The 16,890-nt window shown below is 58.5% G+C and carries 15 protein-coding genes and 2 pseudogenes; 12 read left to right on the forward strand and 5 right to left on the reverse strand.

Annotated features, from left to right (window positions below; all coding sequences use genetic code 11):
• Positions 1-822: 822 nt before the first annotated feature.
• The 4 genes from QRQ56_RS38775 to QRQ56_RS38790 all read right to left on the reverse strand — a co-directional run bounded on the left by QRQ56_RS38775 (position 823) and on the right by QRQ56_RS38790 (position 4,058).
• The gene (locus QRQ56_RS38775; protein ID WP_438747039.1) at positions 823-1,407 is read right to left on the reverse strand and encodes an anthranilate synthase component II; all 585 of its coding nucleotides are present in this window, start codon (positions 1,405-1,407) and stop codon (positions 823-825) included.
• Positions 1,404-2,801: an aminodeoxychorismate synthase component I gene (pabB, locus tag QRQ56_RS38780; protein WP_438747040.1), complete on the reverse strand. Its 1,398-nt coding sequence runs from the start codon at positions 2,799-2,801 to the stop codon at positions 1,404-1,406. Before pabB ends, QRQ56_RS38775 begins: the two co-directional genes overlap by 4 nt.
• A gap of 114 nt (positions 2,802-2,915) precedes the next feature.
• Positions 2,916-3,275, reverse strand: coding sequence for a Dabb family protein (locus QRQ56_RS38785; RefSeq protein ID WP_438747041.1), 360 nt, complete (start codon positions 3,273-3,275; stop codon positions 2,916-2,918).
• 147 nt (positions 3,276-3,422) lie between these two features.
• The gene (locus tag QRQ56_RS38790; RefSeq protein WP_438747042.1) at positions 3,423-4,058 is read right to left on the reverse strand and encodes a GntR family transcriptional regulator; all 636 of its coding nucleotides are present in this window, start codon (positions 4,056-4,058) and stop codon (positions 3,423-3,425) included.
• Between the two features lie 203 nt (positions 4,059-4,261).
• Between QRQ56_RS38790 and bioB the strand changes: the two genes are divergently transcribed.
• From bioB to QRQ56_RS38840, 10 genes and pseudogenes are all read left to right on the forward strand, one after another.
• On the forward strand, positions 4,262-5,257 hold the full coding sequence (gene bioB / locus QRQ56_RS38795) for a biotin synthase BioB (protein ID WP_438747043.1): 996 nt from the start codon (positions 4,262-4,264) through the stop codon (positions 5,255-5,257).
• Positions 5,258-5,308: 51 nt separating this feature from the next.
• Complete coding sequence (gene panD, locus QRQ56_RS38800) at positions 5,309-5,752, forward strand: aspartate 1-decarboxylase (RefSeq protein WP_438747053.1); 444 nt, start codon at positions 5,309-5,311, stop codon at positions 5,750-5,752.
• Positions 5,749-6,903: an 8-amino-7-oxononanoate synthase gene (locus tag QRQ56_RS38805; protein WP_438747044.1), complete on the forward strand. Its 1,155-nt coding sequence runs from the start codon at positions 5,749-5,751 to the stop codon at positions 6,901-6,903. Before panD ends, QRQ56_RS38805 begins: the two co-directional genes overlap by 4 nt.
• A complete protein-coding gene (gene bioD, locus QRQ56_RS38810; protein WP_438747045.1) occupies positions 6,900-7,532 on the forward strand; it encodes a dethiobiotin synthase in 633 nt (210 codons plus the stop codon). Before QRQ56_RS38805 ends, bioD begins: the two co-directional genes overlap by 4 nt.
• The gene (locus QRQ56_RS38815) at positions 7,529-8,794 is read left to right on the forward strand and encodes an adenosylmethionine--8-amino-7-oxononanoate transaminase (RefSeq protein WP_438747046.1); all 1,266 of its coding nucleotides are present in this window, start codon (positions 7,529-7,531) and stop codon (positions 8,792-8,794) included. Before bioD ends, QRQ56_RS38815 begins: the two co-directional genes overlap by 4 nt.
• A gap of 1,222 nt (positions 8,795-10,016) precedes the next feature.
• Complete coding sequence (gene panB / locus QRQ56_RS38820) at positions 10,017-10,889, forward strand: 3-methyl-2-oxobutanoate hydroxymethyltransferase (RefSeq protein WP_438747047.1); 873 nt, start codon at positions 10,017-10,019, stop codon at positions 10,887-10,889.
• Positions 10,890-10,902: 13 nt separating this feature from the next.
• Positions 10,903-11,754, forward strand: a pseudogene (gene panC, locus QRQ56_RS38825) (pantoate--beta-alanine ligase).
• Between the two features lie 480 nt (positions 11,755-12,234).
• Positions 12,235-12,435: a hypothetical protein gene (locus QRQ56_RS38830; RefSeq protein WP_438747048.1), complete on the forward strand. Its 201-nt coding sequence runs from the start codon at positions 12,235-12,237 to the stop codon at positions 12,433-12,435.
• Positions 12,436-12,903: 468 nt separating this feature from the next.
• Complete coding sequence (locus tag QRQ56_RS38835; RefSeq protein ID WP_438747049.1) at positions 12,904-14,250, forward strand: IS5 family transposase; 1,347 nt, start codon at positions 12,904-12,906, stop codon at positions 14,248-14,250.
• Positions 14,251-14,360: 110 nt separating this feature from the next.
• Complete coding sequence (locus QRQ56_RS38840) at positions 14,361-14,600, forward strand: hypothetical protein (RefSeq protein WP_438747050.1); 240 nt, start codon at positions 14,361-14,363, stop codon at positions 14,598-14,600.
• A gap of 263 nt (positions 14,601-14,863) precedes the next feature.
• Here QRQ56_RS38840 and QRQ56_RS38845 read toward each other — a convergent pair whose 3' ends face one another.
• Positions 14,864-15,004 (reverse strand): hypothetical protein, encoded by a 141-nt coding sequence (locus QRQ56_RS38845; RefSeq protein ID WP_438747052.1) that lies wholly within the window; start codon positions 15,002-15,004, stop codon positions 14,864-14,866.
• Positions 15,005-15,439: 435 nt separating this feature from the next.
• Between QRQ56_RS38845 and QRQ56_RS38850 the strand changes: the two are divergent.
• Together QRQ56_RS38850 and QRQ56_RS38855 are read left to right on the forward strand one after the other, a co-directional pair.
• Positions 15,440-16,211, forward strand: a pseudogene (locus tag QRQ56_RS38850) (cation:dicarboxylate symporter family transporter); the annotation flags it as partial.
• 192 nt (positions 16,212-16,403) lie between these two features.
• A partial coding sequence (locus QRQ56_RS38855; RefSeq protein WP_438747054.1) for an aldehyde dehydrogenase family protein occupies positions 16,404-16,890 on the forward strand: 487 nt, incomplete at its 3' end.

Here is a 16,890-nt window from a genome sequence, read left to right on the forward strand (position 1 = left end):
CCCCCCGCATCGCCTCCGCGGTGGGAGAGCGGGACCCTGGCGCAATTCGCATCTGTCTCGGCGCGCCGAACGATCTTAAAGGACTCTCCAACGTCCTTCAGATTCTTCGCGATATTTTGGGTCGCCGACCAGTAAACGTCCTGTCTGTCGCGTAAGTGTCGGTCTTTGTTTCGGTACGCTCAATGAGTCCCTTCGCACAACAGCCCATTTCCTGGCTGCGAATCCGCCGCGACTGATAGATCGACGTAGCCACACAGCCGGTGCTGCCGAACTAAAACTAAAGAAAATCACCAATGGAAATTCTCGGCCAGATCTCTGTCCGCCGAGCGGCTTCAATCTTCGCCGAGAAGCGTCAATGAGATTGCCGAGGATCAATCGCCCGTTGCGACGAATGTCCGGCCATTTCATCGTTGGTGTTCCTAGTGGCAACGAGATCACCCCATCAAGACTCGAAGGGCAAGAGGGTACAGCCGGCCCAGGGCACATGGGATTGAAACATGAGTCGTTAGTTTCGCCGACGCTTTGGAGCAAGCAATAGGACAGCGCAATGATTTGGATAGTGCCAAGCGCGGTCGTTGCCAACGTATTGAAGCAGTCATCAGTGATGGCTTTCCTCGCCGGCTAAGGCTGGGCAGACAGAAATGATTCCGACATGCGGCGCTTTTTGCCAGACTACACAAAGCACGGCTTGGTTGACCGGTCCCTGGGGCTGCTTAGATGTTTATCGCGATGCTTAGGTACTGCAATCGGCAAACTAAGCCGTGCATCAAAGCGGCAGCAGCAACAGTTGGGCTAGCGCGTCCCCGACGTGGTCTCCGATCCTCACGCGTAGCACGTCTTTGCGATTTGCAAGAAGTTCACAAGGACTATGCATCCTTGTTGGGTAAGTATCGATTCCGGATGGAACTGGACGCCATAGGTCGGGTGATGGAAATGTGCAAGGGCCATGATCTCGCCTTCGTTCGAACGCGCCGTCACCGTGAGATGCGGCGTGCATGCCTCATCGAGTTCGACGACGAGGGAATGGTAGCGCCCAACGCAAAGTGGTGATGGGAGTTCCCTGAACAGCCCTCGGCCGTCGTGCGTTACGTACGAGGACCGACCGTGCATCGGGCGACGTGCACGTGCCATGCGTCCGCCGAAAACGCTCCCAATACATTGGTGGCCAAGGCAGATACCGAGAATTGGCACGCGACCTGAGAGTTCGCGGACGACGGCCGTAGATATTCCGGCCTCAGTTGGGGTGCAGGGACCGGGGGAGATGACCACTGCGCGTGGCTTGAGGCCGGCAACATCGCTGACGCTGACCTCGTCGTTCCGGATCACTTCCGTTGCTTCGCCAAGCTTGCGGAAGTAGCGCGCAATATTGAAGACGAAGGAGTCGTAGTTGTCGATGATGACAATCAAGATGCACCGGATGTTTCAGCGCAAAATGCGTCAAAGATTCGCTGCGCCTTGGCGAGCGTCTCTTCGTATTCTGCCTCTGGATCCGACATCGCCGTTACACCGCCACCCGCATGAAACACGGCTAGGTCGTCGTCGATCGTTACAGTGCGGATCGCGATATTCGTATCCATCTGGCCGTTGAAGCCGATGAAGCCGATCGCCCCGCAGTAGACCTCTCGCGCCACCCGCTCGATTTCCGCGATAATTTCCATCGATCGCACCTTTGGCGCTCCGGTAACGGAGCCGCCGGGAAAGCAAGCTCGAAGTAGCGTAACGGCGTCTTGGTCTCCTGCAAGTTCACCCGTAACGATCGATGCGAGGTGGTGCACTGAAGCATAGGATTCGAGGCCGCACAGCACTGGAACGTCGATCGAATGGGGAGTGCAAACGCGCGACAAATCGTTGCGCATGAGGTCGACGATCATGGTATTCTCGGCACGGTCCTTTTCGGACGCGACTAGGGTTTCAGCACGGCGCTGGTCTTCCCCGGAATCCGCGGAACGCGCGATCGTGCCTTTGATGGGGCGCGTTTCGACCTTTCGTCCGTCGAGCCTCAAGAATCGTTCCGGCGAGCTCGATGCAATGGTGAGCTTGCCGTAGCGCAGAAGGGCTGCAAAGGGTGCCGGGTTCAATGACCGCAGCTGGCAGTAGAAGGCAAGAGGATCAAATGAGGCCCACAGGCGGGCGCTGAAGCGCTGCGCAATGTTGGCTTGGAAGACGTCTCCAGCCAGAATCAAGTCGATGACGCGCTGTACCGCTGCAATGTAGCCCTCACGGCTGAAGTTCGAATGCCATGCGGCAGCTCGGCCGGGGGAATCGCTCCCCGACGTCTTTGGACCCGCAAGCAATGCTGCTGCAAACTCGTCGGCTCGACGGCGTGCGCGCTCGGCGCGACGTGCGGGATCCTGCTCCGGCCATCCGGTAGAAACGACCCAGCATCTATCGTTATGGTGGTCGTAGCTGATGACCACGTCATAGAAATGGAGAATGGATTGGGGCAAACGCTGACCGGGAATCGTCGGCGCCGACAATCGCTCCAGAGTCCTGTTCAAATCGTAAGCAAGGAAGCCGGCCGCGCCTCCCTGGAACGGCGGGAGATCAGGACGATGCTCTTGCGGATACTTGGCGAGCAGGGGGCGAAGGACTTCCCATGGATCGCCCTCGAGAGCCTCTCCGTTGCAACTCGCTTGTCCGTTCGCGACGATGTAGGTGCTGAACGGGTCGCAGGTCAGATATGAGTAGCGCCCGAGCAACTCATATCTTGCTGCGCTATCGAAAAACGTGAGGTGTGCTCGATGCGCGAGAGATCGCATCGCTGTGACCGGCTCAATCCACTGCAGCTCGCGGACGTGCATGGGACTGTCAGTCAACGAACGGGCACGTTATGAGGCGTGCTTCGATTGTGATCCCGACCCCAACGAGAGCGACGCTCGTCTGGGACCCGCAAGCTCTTGAGATCGATTGTCAGGTCAACCCCCGCCAGCGGGCACAGTGCGCCGAGTAACTTGGCTCTTCGCTGCCATTGAGGCCAAACGCGCATCCGTTGATACATTGTAGTCAGCCGCGAACCGCAGCTCCCGGAGCGGTCGTACCCGTCTGATCGATTCCTGGTACAGATCATGCGCCTTGTAAGCTGCGAATTCCGTCTCGTTGTCAAACTCACCATAGACCACAACGTCGACATCATTGCCGAGCTGGTCGGTCTTGCGATTGCGAGCAACCTCGAGCCGGCGTGCATGTGGGATTGTGGTGAGCACCGATAGGCCTTCGATGATATGGTCGATATCGGCCCTATCCTTGGCGGTGAACAAGACGATGTGACGAATCATGGATGGCCGTTGGTGATTTCGGAAGTAGGTGGTCGCATAACTACCTTAGGATCGAGGCCGCCGCAACGCTCGCCAAAGCGGTCGGTGGTTTGATGCCCTTGCGATTGTCTGCGGTTTTCAAGGAAGCTCATCCGATCTTATTTCTGCTCAGGAAGCGGGAAGGGCAAGGCGCTCAATCGTTTGAATGTGGCGCGCGAGCAGGTTACAGGCTTGATCGACGTTGCGCGCTCGAAGTGCCTGCAGAATCAGGCGGTGATCTTGGTTGGACCGGGGTCGCCAGCAGGCATTTCGCGCCATCGCGAACACCAATCGTGAATTTGCGAGTTGTAGTCCGTCGAGGCTCGCGAGAAGGCGCGGCATCGCGCAGGGCGCCACCAGCGCATGGTGAAAGGCGCGGTTGGCCGTCTCAAACTCCTGAATGGTCTGGGCATTGTCTGCTTCAATCAGGGAGAGCTCGATCCGTGCCAAATGGGCGGATGTGAGTATTGGAGCTGCATTGCGCAACGCGACCACTTCGAGCGCAGCACGCATCTCGGCGATCTCCTTCACTGAATTGGTGTCGAGCGGGGCAACCCGCACACCGCGACGGCGCACAGCGACGACAAGATGTCGGGCTTCCAGTTGCCGAAAAGCCTCGCGCACCGGGACGTGGCTGGAATTGAAATCCCGCGCGACATGATCCTGCCGGAGCGGGACGTCTGGCTGCAGCGCACCGCTGATGATGCGCTCACCGATTGACTCCGCAATGCGCACCGCAATCGTCGTGTTCTCGTCGGTCATCATAGATTATCTATCATTGCCCCTCCGTCGATGATCGGCATAAGGCCCTCTCGCTTTGCAGAATTACTGCAATCCGTGCAGACTTTCGCGGTTTTTGGGCGTCGGCATACGGTTATGTTTCATGTTGGAGAGGCGAAGAAGGCAGGAACGGGCGGTCGCATTATAGATAATCACAAAGATTATCTATTATAAGGAAGGCGAGACTTATGGTTGCTGCCGTGGGAGTGGAGCGGAATGACAGGGGCAACAGCGCGCCGGTCCGACGTGACTGGCAGCGCGCCGAGGCCGAAGTGCTCTACGGCCTACGGTTTGCCGACCTGATGTTTCGGGCGCAGAGCATTCATCGCAATAACTTCGATCCAAACCACGTCGAAATAGCAAGCTTACTTAGCATCAAGACCGGCGGCTGTCCGGAAGACTGCGGCTATTGCTCGCAGAGCGCGCATTACGACACCGGCCTGAAAGCCACCCGCCTGATGGATCGCGCCGAAGTGGTCGCCACCGCCCAGTGCGCCAAGGACGCCGGCGCGACGCGCTTCTGCATGGCCGCGGCCTGGCGCAGTCCGAAAGACCGAGATCTCGATCAGGTCTGCGACATGATCAGCGCGGTTAAAGACCTTGGCATGGAAACCTGCGTCACGCTCGGCATGCTGACGCCGAAGCAGGCCACCCGGCTCTCCGAGGCCGGGCTCGACTTCTATAATCACAACGTCGATACCTCGCCTGAGTTCTACGACAAGATCATCACCAGCCGCACCCTGCAAGATCGCATCGACACACTGGCACACGTGCGCGACGCCGGCATCAAGGTCTGTTGTGGCGGTATCGTCGGCATGGGTGAGTGCGTCGAGGACAGGCTCGGCATGCTCGTGTTACTCGCCAATCTTCCCAGCCATCCGGAAAGCGTGCCGATTAACCTGTGGAGCGAGGTCAAGGGCGTGCCGGTCAATGACACCGCGGAGCGTCCCGATCCGATCGCACTGGTGCGCCTGGTCGCGACCGCCCGGATCATGATGCCTAAGAGTGTCGTGCGGTTGTCCGCTGGACGGCAGTATATGACCGATGAACAGCAGGCGCTGTGCATTTTGGCCGGCGCGAATTCGATCTTCATCGGCGATGTGCTGTTGACCACCAAAAACCCGCGGCGCGACCGCGACGCCAATTTACTGGACCGGCTCGGCGTCACGTCCGGGCTCGCCTGATTGAAGCAGCTCAACGCGCAGGCTGTGCACAAGCTCCGGTTTAGGCGATACATGCAAATTACCTTGATGAAAGGCAAAATCCTTCGCGCCTCGGTAACTGAAGCCGATCTGCACAGTGATGGCTCGATTTCGATTGATCGTGGGCTGCTGGACGCGGCAGGATTCCTGATCAACGAGCGCGTCGAAATCTACAACATCGAAACCGGAGCGCGCTTCAGCACCTATGTGATCGAAGCGCCCCGGGCGTCGGGCGCCGTAGACTTGAACGGCGCGGCTGCGCGACTCGCGATGCCCGGAGACAAAATTATTATCGTTGCATATGCCTCCTTTGATGAGGCGGAAGCAAAAACGTTCAGCCCGAGCGTTGTGGTAGTTGACCGGGAAAGTCGCATCTTGTGTCAGGTTTCAAGCCATAAGGCCGATGCTGAATCTTGTGCTCCTCCCTACCGTCAGAACCTTCCCGAGATCGACCGCTACTGTGCGAGTGAAGAATGAATTCAATCCAGGGGGTTAAAATTGGCAACTATGTCGCTGCCTTGCATGCCCTGAAGGAAGACAACCGGCTGCGTGGCCTCGAGCGGCGCGCAGGGACCGATTTCGCATCGAATGATTATTTGGCGCTGACGAGCGCGCCGCGCATCAAGAAGGCTGTTTACGCCGCGCTCGAAGCCGGCACACCGATCGGAGCCGGCGGGTCGCGGCTTTTGCGCGGCAATTGCGACGAACACGAAACTCTCGAAACAGAAGCGGCTCAGTTCTTTGGGGCTGAGACGGCGCTTTTCTTTGGCGGCGGTTATGTCGCAAATTTTGCCGTCCTGACAACGCTGCCGCAGCGGGGCGATTTGCTTGTTCTCGATTCTCTGATGCACGCCAGTATTCATGAAGGCGCGCGCGCTGGCCGTGCCGCGTTTCGGAGAAGCGCCCATAATGATCCCCAATCGATCGAAGACACAATTCGTGACTGGCGGGCCGGGGGCGGAACGGGTCGGGTCTGGATCGTGGTCGAAAGTCTCTACAGCATGGATGGCGATTTCGCGCCGCTCGAATGCCTGGTCGCGATCGCGGACCGGTACGACGCGTTCCTGATGGTGGATGAGGCTCATGCCACGGGCGTTTATGGCGAGAAGGGACGAGGGCTCACCGCGCCCTATGAGGGACGCGAAAATCTCCTGGTCGTTCATACCTGCGGCAAGGCGCTGGGCGCTGCCGGCGCGCTCGTCACTGCGTCCGGCGTGCTGCGCCAGTTTATGGTCAATCGTTGCCGTCCATTTATCTTTGCCACTGCGCCATCACCATTGATGGCTGTTGCCGTGCGGGAGGCACTCTTCATCCTCCAAGAAGAACCTGAGCGGCAGCAGCGTCTGGCCAAGCTGGTCGCGTTTACGCATCGGGAGATGGGTTTGCGCGGTTGGCGAAGTCCTTCGGTCTCGCAGATCGTGCCGTGTATCGTTGGCGACAACGCGCGTGCGATGCGACTTGCCTCTGCATTGCAGGCTCGCGGCTTCGATATCCGCGGAATCCGGCCGCCAACCGTGCCGGCGGGCACGGCCCGTTTGCGAATTTCAATAACGCTTAACGCTGGGGAGGATGATGTGCGTGCAATGCTCGATGCTCTGATCGAGGAAACCAGAGGTGAAGCTCGATGAGTCAGCAAATCGTGGTCACAGGCACAGATACCGGCATCGGGAAGACGATCTTTTCTGCGGGCCTCGCCCATCTTCTTGGCGCGAGCTATTGGAAGCCGATTCAGGCCGGCCTTGAAGGAGAGACCGATACTGAGCTCGTCGCGCGACTGGGCAATCTCTCGCCCGGTCGCATCGTGCCGGAGCGTTATCGCCTTCAAACGCCCGTTTCACCTCATCATTCCGCTGAAATTGATGGAATTTGCATTGAGCCAGATTTGCTCGATGTGCCCGACACCGGGGAGCGACCGTTAGTGATTGAGGGCGCTGGCGGCTTGATGGTTCCGCTGAGGGGCGATACACTCTACATTGATGTGTTCGAGCGATGGCGGCTTCCGGTCGTGCTTTGCGCGAGCACGGCACTGGGCACCATCAATCATTCGCTGCTGTCGATCGAGGCTCTGCGAAAGCGCCAGATCCCTATTCTTGGCATTGCCTTCATTGGGGAACCAAATGCTGAGACCCAGATCGCAATTCGGGAGATTGGGCGGGCGCGTTGGTTAGGGCGATTGCCCTGGCTGTCTCCCCTCGCAGCAGACACGCTGCAGGCCGCCTTTAAAAGCTCGTTCCGTGCCGATCAATTCAAGCAATGAGGACGAAGCCGAAGTCACCGATCTGGCATCCGTTCACACAACACGCTCTCCAAGAGGAGATGACAAAAGCTATACGTGCAGATGGCGTCTATCTCCATACCGCTGATGGTCGTCGAATTATCGATGCCATATCATCTTGGTGGGTGGTGACCCACGGCCATTGCCATCCACATATCGTGAGCGCCATCCAGGAACAGGCAGGCAAGCTCAACCAGATCATCTTCGCAGGCTACACCCACGAACCAGCTGAGGAGGTTGCGGCACTGCTTTTGAAAGTTGCGCCCCGTGGACTTGAGCATGTCTTCTTTTCTGACAGTGGCTCGACCAGTGTGGAAGTGGCGTTAAAGATGGCGCTCGGCTACTGGCACAGCATCGGGAAGAAGCGGACGCGCATCGTCGTGATGCAACATTCCTACCATGGCGATACGATAGGGGCGATGTCGGTTGGCGCCCGTGGTGTGTTCAACGCGGCGTACAGGCCCCTGCTATTCGACGTTACGTCAATCCCGTTCCCGGCGAGAGGTCATGAACAGGCGACGCTCGATGCACTCGAGTCTGTATGTCGCAACGAAGTTCCGGCAGCCTTTGTTGTGGAGCCTCTGATATTGGGGGCGGGCGGGATGCTGATGTACCCAGCCTGGGTGCTAAGAGAGATGAGGCGGATTTGCGAGGCCTCGGACGTCCTGTTCATTGCCGACGAGGTCATGACAGGCTGGGGTCGTACCGGAACACTATTCGCCTGCGAGCAAGCTAATGTCACCCCCGATATCGCCTGCTATTCGAAGGGCCTCACGGGAGGGGCGCTTCCACTCGCGGTGACACTCTGTCGCGCGGATATTTTCGACGCGCACTATTCGAAAGGTCGGACACGTACGTTCTTTCATTCAAGTTCATATACGGCAAATCCAGTGGCCTGCGCCGCAGCAAAGGCCAACCTGGATCTCTGGCAAGATCCGGAATCTCGCCAACGCCTGGCGTCGGTCGCGGCGATGCAAGAGCAGGCAATTGAGTCATTCCGCGCCGACCCTCGCTTTGCAAACGTCCGTCGGAGCGGCACGATTACAGCGCTCGATCTGAAAACGAAGGATGCAGGCTATCTCGCGGGTGTCGGTCCGAAGCTTCAGGCTTTCTTCAAAGACCGAAATCTGCTGCTGCGCCCGCTCGGCAATACGATCTATGTAATGCCACCATACTGCGTCACAGGGGCAGATCTTGATGAAATCTACCTCGGCATCACAGATGCCGCCGATGCGCTAGCTTAAGGTAGTCTTGGCGCGTTCAGCGAGGGAGAATCCAAGGTTCGGCCGTCGGGCTTCTGATTACCGCCCTGGACCGCCTAAAGGCAAAGAGGGTGGTTCTGATAACTCCAGACGAGTTGCTGTACGCACGCCATCGTCACCAGCTGAATTCGTCGAGGAAAGCCGCCCGCACGCGGGATTCAGGCGTCAACGCCGAACTCATTGCATAAATTAAGATCGAATTATCGTTAGATTTGGCAATCAATACTTGGCTGGCGAAGCACGCCGATGGAGCGTGTTCGCCTCCCCAAGGAGGCGCAATTCAGAGCTCAAACTCTTGCGCCCGGTGTCCGTACAAGCCGCGAGACTAGGCATCGCCCGCGCCGCACTTCACGTGCGGGCGTGGTGTTGCAGCGAAGGAAAGGGGGCTATCCACGTAATCCAGACAGGAGGCGAGAAATGCGCAACAGTTCTCATGGTTCGCACCGCGGTTCAGTAAAGTGCTGCGCGGTATGCGGTGGAAGGTTCGGGTTGATCCGCTACTACTGCTGGCGCACGGCCCTTTGCTCCAAGAAATGCGTCGATCGCTTCAAGGCGCGGCGGGAGGCCGAGCATCAATGGTTTCGCTGGTTGCGAGCGGCTTAATACATGGCTTAACGGGGGCCACGCTATGAAATTTATACTCGTGAACCAAAGGACCCCGCGTGGCGACAGAACCTGCACCGAATGTTCTCGGTCCTTAGGTCCGGGTTACGTGCGCGAGGTAGTAACGCGGAGAGAATATTGCAACTACGATTGCTACCGACGCTGCCACTTAATGGACATCGCCTTCTCGTACCTTACCAGCGCGTGCCGATTCCAATTCCGACACGAAAGATCTCGTTCCTCTTGGGCTCGCAGCCTTGCTGGGTGCGGCTTCGTTCTGGTTTCAGGTTGGGGCGGCCTCGATGTCATGGATCAACACAGCCGCGCATGCCGACGAGCCGTCCACGGCTGAGCGACCTCCCTCGGCTTAAGCTGGGCTGAGTCGCGCGGTGTGCGTCAAGCGTGACCCAAAGCCGCTCCGCATGAGGAAGAACGGCGGAGAAGTTCTTATTTGATGATCGCGCGATCATTGGAGGTTTTGATGCGTCTGTCCGTGACCCTGGAGAGGTAATTTCCTTTTTTCATCTCCCCATGACAGCTTCCTCTCGCCTTCCCAGGGAAGCGCCGACTCCAAGCATGCGGGGGTGGATCGGGATCTAAGATGAACCACATTTCAGAGCCGCCTGTTGAACGCGTCACAATTCCGGTCCTGCAGCGATGGAAGGAGGAGGGGCGTCGTATCGCGATGACCACCGCTTACGACGCGGTTACAGCACGAATCGCCGATCCGATCGTGGATGTCATCCTTGTCGGGGATAGCGTCGGCAACGTCTGTCTTGGATTCGATGATACGTTGCCGGTGAGCATGGCGATGATGAACCATCACCTCGAAGCCGTTGTACGCACAAAGCCTCGTGCCTTGCTCGTGGCCGATATGCCCTTTCTTAGCTTCCATCTCAGTCCAGCGGAGACGATACGCAACGCCGGCGGCTTTTTGCAGCGTGGCGCCGACGCCGTGAAACTCGAGGGCGGAGCCAAGCGCGTCGAAATAGTGCGCGCCCTGGTCGATTGCGAAATTCCTGTGATGGGCCATCTCGGCCTGACTCCGCAGAGTGTCAATGTCATGGGTGGGTTCAAGGTGCAGGGCCGCAAGGCCGATGATGCCTTGCGCCTGCTCGATGACGCCCACCGTCTACAGGAGGCCGGCTGTTTCGCTCTAGTCCTGGAGGGTATTCCGGCTGAGCTCGCGGCGCGAGCGACCGAATCCCTCGGGATACCGACCATTGGAATCGGCGCGGGTCCCGGTTGCTCTGGCCAGGTGCTCGTCTTTCACGATGTGCTGGGATTGACTGAAGGTCATCGCCCCAAATTTGTTCGTGCCTATGCCAATGGTTTCCAGGTGTTGCAGGAGGCCCTGTCGCGCTGGGCAGTCGATGTTCGCAACGGTGCATTCCCGACTCCGCAAGAGTCCTATCGGCTTCCTGAAGGCCTTCGCGACACGGTCGCGAACTGGACACCCTCCAATTCAACCTGATGTAAAGCACAACATGCAAACGATCACGACGGTCGCAAAGCTTCGTCGCGCGCTCGCAGAGGTTCGCAGCGCCGATAAACGCGTCGGACTTGTGCCGACGATGGGCTATCTACACGACGGCGATCTGGCGCTGGTCGCGGCCAGCCGGACGCAATGCGACGTCACCGTAGTTAGCATCTTCGTCAATCCCACCTCAGTTCGGGCCAAATGAGGATCTCAGCACCTATCCGCGCGACTTCCTGCGCGATCAAGAGCTGTGTCGCGATGCCGGCGTTGCGATCGTCTTTGCGCCGGATATACAGGAGATCTATCCGGCTCAATTTGAGACCTACGTCGAACCGGGCGAGCTCGCAAAACCAATGTGCGGAGCTTTCAGGCCTGGGCATTTTCGTGGGGTGCGACTGTCGTTGGCAAGCTATTCAACATGGTGCAGCCGGATGTCGCGTTTTTTGGACAAAAGGATTTTCAGCAATGCGCGGTGGTGCGCCGCATGGCAATTGACCTCAACCTTCCAATTGAGATCGTCACCGTACAAACCGTCCGGGAACCGGACGGGCTCGCGATGAGCAGTCGCAACCGCTATCTAAGCGAGGAAGAACGTCGGCGCGCTCGTGCCATCAGCCGTGGGCTGTTCGCCGCAGCGGATAAGTTTCGCTCAGGAGAGCGCGACGTGGAACAGCTGATTGCGATCGCAAAGGAGCGGTTGAATATGGTCGATCGACTGCAGTACCTTGAGCTTGTCGACGCTGATACGCTCAAGCCCGCCGAGAGTCCTCTGCGACGTAGCGCTGCACTATGCGCCGCAGCCTATGTCGGCTCGACACGTCTGATCGACAACGTGATACTGTCGTTGCCGACTCCTTAGCGCGACTCACAACTAAACGACTGAATAGTCTCAGAATACTGAAGTTGCAGTGAATGGGGTGTTTTCGTGGACGAACAGTTTTTGAGAGACCGGGCTCGGATTATTCGCGATCTAGCGGACAAGGCAGACCCCTTCATCAGAAAGAGACTGCTGGACCTGGCGGAACGGTATGACAGACGTATGAGCAGCCCATCTCAGGCGATGAAGATGGTGACCGCGGCGCTTTCGCCGTCCAGCACCAGCGCGTCATCGATGCGGTAAAGTCCGTCGAAACGTAAGCTCGATCGAGGCTGGACAGCCCCAATCGAACACCGGGATAAGCCGAGAAAACGCGTGTTGGGAGAAGCAGAGAGAGAAGGTGTGGAGACCGCTCTGTGGCGGGGCGCGGCAGTCGCAGATTTCTTACCCGATCAAACACACTTGAACCGCGAAACGCGAGATGTGCAATATCTTCCTCACTAGGGATGGGGAGATCTCCAAATGTTGGATGCCGCTACCACCGCGCTTCTGAGCGCGATCCTCAACGAGGTCTGCGAGAGCCTTACCCCGTACGATACCGGCGCCCGTACTTACGTCGCCTCGAAGATTCTGGAAGCCGCCATCAGAGGTGAGACGACGCCCGACCGCCTCAAACAGATCGGCCGCGAGGCCTTTTCCGAAAGACCGACCATGTGGAGGTAGGCGTAGACAACATGATGTTGTCACTCAGTTGAATTTCCAGATCACAGTTCTGAAGGTCCTGGTGAGCTATATGGACGAGGCCGCACCGATGCTGAGGTTAAGCGTGACATAGCCATTTTGGCGATCTCCTGCCTTACCCGCATCGGGCCCAAAAATTGACGCCATGATCGCACGGAAAAACGTTGCGTGATTAGCGAATTTCCTTTTTAGGAAGCCGATAAGTGTTGCTGCAGAGAAGCTGATAAGCCGAACCCTGAGAACCGACGTTCTCGTCGGTAGAATCGATGCGGCCCCTAGTTAGTCGTCCGTGAACAAGGCTCTAAGCGATTGAGCAGGAGTCAGTTTTCCGGTTAGGGCGGCATTTGAGATTGCAGGGATTGGGGGCTTGAGGCCCCCAAACCTTGCAATTTTCGTTTGTGGATTCCCTTTCGCTGCGGACCATGATTCTGTGGTGCATCGGAGGGGCCGATGCGACCGAAGAAGCACAGGACGACGGGATCGAACGATCTGTTCCGGGCGCGGCTGGACCAGATCATCAATCTGAAGCACGAGCTGGTTCTGCTCGCCGGCAAGATCGATTGGGACTGGATCGACGGCGAGGTCGCGCCGCTCTACAGCGAGAATGGCTGGCCCGGGATCGAGACCCGGTTCATGATCGGGCTGCTGTTGCTCAAGCACACTTACGGGCTGTCCGATGAGGGCGTTTGCGAGCGCTGGGTTCATGACCCGTATTTCCAGTTCTTCACCGGGCAAGAGTTCTTTCAGCATGCCTTCCCGCACGAGCGCTCGGACCTGAGCCATTGGCGCAAGCGGCTCGGCGACAAGTTGGAGCTGCCGCTGGCGGAGAGCCTGCGGGTGGCGCACGAGGCCGGCGCGTTACGCGGCCAGGACCTCAAGCGCGTCACCGTCGACACCACGGTGCAGCCGAAGGCCATCACCTTTCCGACCGATGCCAAGCTGCTTCATGCGGCTATCAAGGGGCTCAACCGCCTGGCGAGAAGGCACGCCGTCAGGCTGCGGCAATCCTATTCTCGTGTGGCCAAGGCCGCCGCGATGATGGCGGGCCGCTACGCCCATGCCAAACAGTTCAGCCGGCATCAGCGGCAGTTGCGCATTCTGCGCAGCCGGCTCGGCCGGATCATCCGCGACATCCGCCGCAAGATCGAGGGCCAGCCGGCACTGGAGGAGGCATTCGCCCTCCCGCTTGGCCGGGCCGTGCAAATCCGCTCGCAGCAGCAGCGCCAGCGCGGCTGGAAGCTTTATTCCTTCCATGCCCCGGAGGTGGAATGCATCGGCAAACGCAAGGCCGCAGCGCCTTACGAGTTCGGCGTGAAGGCCTCCATCGTCACCAACAACCGGCGGGCGCCCGGTGGCCTGTTCGTACTGCACGCCAGGTCGCTGCCCGATAATCCCTACGACGGTCATACCCTGCGGGACGTCATCGACCGCACCGAGGCGCTCACCGGCTGTCCGATCGAGCGGGCCTATGTCGACAAGGGATATCGCGGCCACGACACGCAAAATCCCCGTCGCGTCTTCATTTCGGGCCAGAAGCGCGGCGTGTTCGGCGCCATCAAGCGCGAGCTCCGGCGCCGCTCCGCCATCGAGCCCATCATCGGACATCTGAAGGCCGAAGGTCACCTTGGCCGCTGCTATCTCAAAGGCCGCGCCGGCGACGCCGCCAACGTCGTGCTCTCAGCAGTCGGCCACAACTTCCGCCGTATCCTCGCCTGGCTCAGAGAACTCTTGTGCCTCTTCCTGATCCAGCTATCGCATACGCTTGCCTGTCCGCTCCCGCTCAATTCGGCTTCTTAACGGACGACTAGTTATCTCTCTCCATACGAACGACTGAACCATCTGACGAAGTCTGAGTGGAGGTAAGGATGCGCCCGAGGGAAGAATCCGATCAAATGGGAGAGTTTCGGATGCCGTACTACTCTTTTGATCTTGTGATTGACGAGGAGTACAAGAATCAAGGCGGCTTCATTCTCGAATACATCGAGGTCGCCTCCGAGCGAGCGGACCAACTTGCGACCGAACTGTCTATTGTACATCCGGACCTGAAGGCGAAAGGCTGTGCGGTTCGGGTCACCAGCCCCCAGAACGCTGAGGTCTATCGCACGCCACTCGACCCGGTCCCGTCATGGATGAGACGTCAGCACTGACCCTCGGCAGCGGCGGACGCCGCTCGAAACGCTCGGGTTGGCTAATGGGAGGGGCGATCGCGCGTTCACGGCGAGGCGCCGTGACGTTCGCAGACCGTCGATCTGTCGAGATCATCTACGGGCGCGTCGACAGAATGGGCTGAGATGGACGATGAGAGATTCACTGCTTACTTGATTTGGTCGCGTGAACTTAAAAAGGGAGCCTCGATGAGGCGACCGGGGCCTGGCCTTGTGTCCTAACCGCGCTCCACGCGTTGTTTCCGTTAAAAACCCGCTGAATCCTGCATATCGACCGGACCTTGTTGGATCAGGAAAAAGGCCGCGAAGATTACGCGCGGCCAAGTCAATGAGGAAAACGCCTCAAGGGGCCATTGAAGGAGCATCGAGATGAGCAGATCGATCACTCATCGAGAGCTCCAAGCTTGTGAGAGAATCACCCTTGCGAGCGCTTCGATCATCTTTGATCCCGCGCATGAGTGATCGGATAACCGAATTCAGGCGCCGCTTGGCGGCTTTTTTCGCGCATGTTTCTCAACGTGTCGGACGCCGTGAGCTACTACCGACCTGTTCTGGCAGTTCGCATCTCATCGGCCTGTAAATTAATTTCCCTTTGATACATCTGCAACGTGTCCTCAAGGCTGTGTAGCGCGCCTCGGACCGTTTTTGTCCAGCGAGCTTGGCTCACTATCATCGCGGCGCAAACCTCGTCGGGGCCAGTTCGCTCGCGACGACGCCGAGCAATAGTGCTTCACCTACGCTGCGAGTTCAGGATTTCGAAATCGGCCGTAGCCAACTACGTCAAGACGCGGCGGAAGCGCAGAAGACGGTCGAGTTCCTCCGCCATCCTATTCGGGTTCTCGCTGATGGCGCTTGGGGAGGGGGGAGCGGATGCGCGGTCTGGTTGACGATGCTGCGCAAGCGGTGTTTGGAGTCATTAGGATCGTAATGAAGGCAGCGCCAATCGGGGCGTTCGGCGCCATGACCTACACTATCGGCGAATTCGGACCGTCCGCGCTCGGTAAACTCCTCGGATTGGTCGCCCTGTTTTATGTGACAGCCGGGCTCTTCGTGATCATTGTGCTTGGCCTGATCGCGCGCTTGGTAGGCTTTTCTATTCTAAAGTTCATCGGGTATATCAAGGATGAGCTGCTGATCGTGCTCGGAACATCGTCGTCCGAAAGCGCGCTGCCGCAGTTGATGGAAAAACTGGAACGGCTCGGCTGTTCGAAGGCGGTCGTTGGCCTAGTGGTGCCGACCGGATACTCTTTTAATTTGGATGGGACCAACATTTACATGACGTTGGCGACCTTGTTCATCGCGCAGGCGCTCGGGGTAGATCTCAACTTCGGCCAGCAGCTCACAATACTGGTTGCGGCAATGCTCACCTCGAAGGGCGCAAGCGGTGTTACCGGTGCTGGCTTCGTCACCCTGGCGGCAACGTTGACGGTGGTCAGTCCTGAGCTTGTCCCGGGCGTTGCGATCGTATTCTCGATCGACAAGTTTATGAGCGAGGTGCGCGCGCTTACGAACATTATCGGGAACGGTATCGCCGCGGTATTTGTGTCCTGGTGGGAAGGTGAACTCGACCATGTCTCGCTACACGCGCAGCTCAAGTGGATGTGCGAGCTCAGCTCGGCCCTGCGACGGCCAATTCCGTCGCCAACAGAATGCCGCGACCCAGCAAAAGGCGCAGTTCAATTCTGTTCGGGAGCACCAGCTAAAGGCGTTGAGATTTCCGGAACTTGCTGCACGGTCGGACGTCAACTTGCTCGCTTGGCAGAAGAGACGCTGACGCTCGCCACCATGGAGCTCGGCGGCCATGCGCCTGTTATAGTCGCAAAAGATGCCGACGTTTCGCGTGCGGCAGAGCTCTCGATGACTATCAAGCTGCGCAACACTGGCCAGGTTTGCACCTCGCCGACACGCTTCTTCGTAGAGCGTTCGGTCTATGAAGAGTACCTCGAACACGCGCGTGTCGCCGTGGAGAAGCAGGTTGTGGGCGACGGGCTGCAAAAAGGCACCACGGTCGGCCCTGTCGCCAACGCACGCCGCGTTGCTGCTATGGACGACCTGATCTCCGATGCGTTGTCACATTCGGCCCGCCTTGTCGTCGGAGGTGAACGGCTGAAGGGGGCTGGCCTGATGTATAGGCCCACCATCTTGGCAGATATGCCCGACCAGGCGAGGGCCATGACAGAGGAGCCATTCGGCCCGCTTGCGCTAGTACAACCTGTTGACGATCTGGAACAGGCCATCGCACGGGCGAACGCATTGCCTTACGGTCTGGCCG

This window comes from Bradyrhizobium sp. U531 (genome assembly GCF_051710265.1).
Taxonomy (GTDB): Bacteria; Pseudomonadota; Alphaproteobacteria; order Rhizobiales; family Xanthobacteraceae; genus Bradyrhizobium.